Origin of the sequence: Micromonospora sp. CP22, from assembly GCF_009712475.1 — a bacterium.
Taxonomy (GTDB): domain Bacteria; phylum Actinomycetota; class Actinomycetes; order Mycobacteriales; family Micromonosporaceae; genus Micromonospora.
In genome coordinates, this window is sequence record NZ_VCJO01000045.1 from 1 (window position 1) to 2,675 (window position 2,675).

At 57.2% G+C, this 2,675-nt stretch carries 3 protein-coding genes; 2 read left to right on the forward strand and 1 reads right to left on the reverse strand.

The genetic code is table 11. The features are described from left to right. The first annotated feature begins 312 nt into the window (after nucleotides 1–312). Together FF096_RS26100 and FF096_RS26105 are read left to right on the forward strand one after the other, a co-directional pair. Complete coding sequence (locus FF096_RS26100) at nucleotides 313–1,053, forward strand: AlpA family transcriptional regulator (RefSeq protein WP_155222203.1); 741 nt, start codon at nucleotides 313–315, stop codon at nucleotides 1,051–1,053. After that, nucleotides 1,050–1,592: a hypothetical protein gene (locus FF096_RS26105; protein ID WP_155222204.1), complete on the forward strand. Its 543-nt coding sequence runs from the start codon at nucleotides 1,050–1,052 to the stop codon at nucleotides 1,590–1,592. The genes FF096_RS26100 and FF096_RS26105 overlap by 4 nt, the downstream gene beginning before the upstream one ends. 62 nt (nucleotides 1,593–1,654) lie before the next feature. Here the strand turns inward: FF096_RS26105 and FF096_RS26110 are convergent, their stop codons facing one another. Next, nucleotides 1,655–2,494, reverse strand: a complete 840-nt coding sequence (locus FF096_RS26110) for a hypothetical protein (RefSeq protein ID WP_196222663.1) — start codon at nucleotides 2,492–2,494, stop codon at nucleotides 1,655–1,657. Nucleotides 2,495–2,675: the final 181 nt, after the last annotated feature.

The following is a 2,675-nucleotide window of genomic DNA, read 5'->3' on the forward strand; positions in this document are numbered from 1 at the left end:
GTGGTCAACCGGCACACCGACAAGCCCGCCGCACCTTCAACCGGACCTGACCAACCTCATCTCAAACACGCACTTAGACGTAGCGGAGGAGACCAACAGTCAGGTCAGGGCTGCCCTCATCGAAGAGGAGCCATCTCCGGATGTTCGTGACCTAAAGGCCCGGGTACGTAACGCACGTGTAAAGATTCAGTCGCTTCGGTCCCGTTTGCCCCAAAGGTGACACACCGGAGCGGTCGACTGACCTAGAGTGTTGGCAAGTGCCAACACTACCACTATGCTGGAGTCTCAGATGGCGTATGGCGGGAGAGGCCAATGATCCGCATCCCCCTTCGTATCAGCGGTGTGGACCTTGACGACGACGTCACCCTTGAGATGTTAGGTCAGCATCTTTCCGACTTGGCATGGTCCGAATTCGACGGTGCTGTTATAGCGACGCTATACACAGCAGCCAAAGATCCTGTAGCCACAGCCCTGGAGGCCGCTCGGCGAATTTGCCACGTTCTCCCGGACGCCAAAGTGCTTGAGGTTGACTCCGAAGTAGTTTCCGTTTCGGACGTCGCCTTCCGCCTTGGCGTCTCTCGTGAGGCCGTCAGGCTTTGGGCGGAGGGCAAGCGCGGGCCAGGAAACTTTCCGCCTCCAATGGGAACGGTTGGCGGCGGAAAGTCAAGAATTTGGCAATGGGCGCAGGTTCACCGCTGGGTTCGACAGCACTACGGCATCGGCGACGAAGAGACTCACCTGACTCCCGAGCAGGTCGCCGAGTTGAACGGGTGCCTGTTGCGCATCAAGCACCCGATTGACAACGCGTGGGAGACGGTTTCCTCGTTCGAGCGGCGGGTTCGACCGCCAGTCGAAAATAGAGAACACCTACATGAGTTACTGGCGGAGCTCACAGGGGAAATCCTCACTGCCAGCGCCAAACGACACATGGCCTTAGCGCTATACATGGTCGATGGATCGTCGTCCTGGGTTGCGCGTTATGGTCATCAGCAAGAACCAGACGGATATATCGAGGTATCTCGGGAAGCTGCCCAGGTTGAGGAACTAGCGTGAGCGATACGGTCGAAGATGGTAGGGAGGCTAAGAGCGGTGGCCCGGCGAACGACCGGGATGAGGCCCTTAAAGCATTGGTCGCTCAAGCTGATCTTACCGACATTCGTGTGACAAAGTGGCATGCAGAGCTTCTGTCTGATACTCCCGCAGAGGTCGGCGAACTTGATCTGAAGGTTGCGAGCGCCTTCAGATTGAGTGACGAGGGCTTCGACACCCGGTTCAGTGTAGATGCACCATTGGTTTCCCGCGGCGGCGGCGAGAGGGTTGCGAGTGTACAAATGGTGGTCGTCGCATCGTTCTCGCTTGCGAGTCAGAAGAAACCCGAGAAGGAGCTTCTAAGCGCCTTCATGGATCAAGTGGCCTTCTTCGTGGTAATGCCGTTCATTCGTGAGGGCTTACACTCGCTTTCCATGCGAATCGGCCTTGAGCCCATCACGATCGGCCTCCTGCACCAGGGAAAGGCTACGCCCACGACAGCTTGGACGAGCACTCGCCATTTTCATGGTGTGTCAACGCGGGACGAGCCAGCCGGAAGATGACAGCTGCTAATAGCATTGAACAGTGATTAACCGGGGTGTGGCCTAGTGCCGCGCCCCGCTTCCTATCCTCGCCGCTCAATAACCTGCCAGCTCCGGTTGACGTACCCCTTGCTCTCGAATGGCTGACGACGACTGGAGGCATCTCTGTCGAAGTCTATGCATAAAACTTGGGATTCGACTCTTTTGAACGGGGCCCGATAGAAGTCCGCTGCGAAGCGGTTCAGGGTCTTATCCTTGGAGAAGAGGCTTGCCCGTCCTTCTAGTGCTGTCGACAGAACTAGCATGTCGTTAATCGTGTTGCGGAAATTCTCCTTGAGATTATTGGTCCGCGAGAACTCTTTCAGCAGCGGAAACATACCCTCAACTATCTTGGGGCTGAGCGCCACGCATTTCACCCGGTTGTGCACCAGGAACACGAAGCGGCCAAGTAAGTCCCGCCGGAGGGGCCTGTCGAGATCGCGTATACAAGTTTCGTAGTAGCGGGTTTCTCCCCTGTTGATCGCGCCGGCTAGCCTATTATGGCCGTATTCAAAGATTGTTGGGTAGTCACTGCCGAAATCGATGAGCAACCGGTCCGTGCACTTCCTTCGGCGGGCGTGCTGCTGCGGACCGGACAGGCCCTTCTCGCCGAACCTCAGCAGGCTAAGACCTTGAGACCTCAAGTGAGGGGGGCGTGGCATGTAATAACGAGGCATCTTTAGGTCCTTGGTATGGACCAGAAGAAACTCCTGCGCCGCAACTGAACTTAGGATCCTGCCGTCGATCGCGTACCCGGACACCCCCTTCCAGGCGTAGGACACGATCATAGTGTCAACATGTTCCACAGCAGCTCCTCTCCCAGCCCGCTTACCATCCTGGACGGTTGAGACGAAGACTCCAAGTGGCCGGTCAGATCCCTTCATCCGTCTCAGAGAATCCAGATCGCGGACTCTTCGCAGAGAAGGATGCCGAACCATCGCGCTTGATGCCAGTCCCGTCGGTCCAGCGGATCTGATCACTGCTGCTTAGAGCGTGTCTCGGGTGGCGGTTGGGCGGCCTGGTCTGGTAGATCGTTTCTACTGTGGACGAGCGGTTGATCCTGCA

Bases quoted from the DNA above. Each gene is read 5' to 3' on its own strand.
- FF096_RS26100 (WP_155222203.1), top strand. From the start codon at position 313: ATGATCCGCATCCCCCTTCGTATCAGCGGTGTGGACCTTGACGACGAC.
- FF096_RS26110 (WP_196222663.1), bottom strand. From the start codon at position 2,494: ATGAAGGGATCTGACCGGCCACTTGGAGTCTTCGTCTCAACCGTCCAG.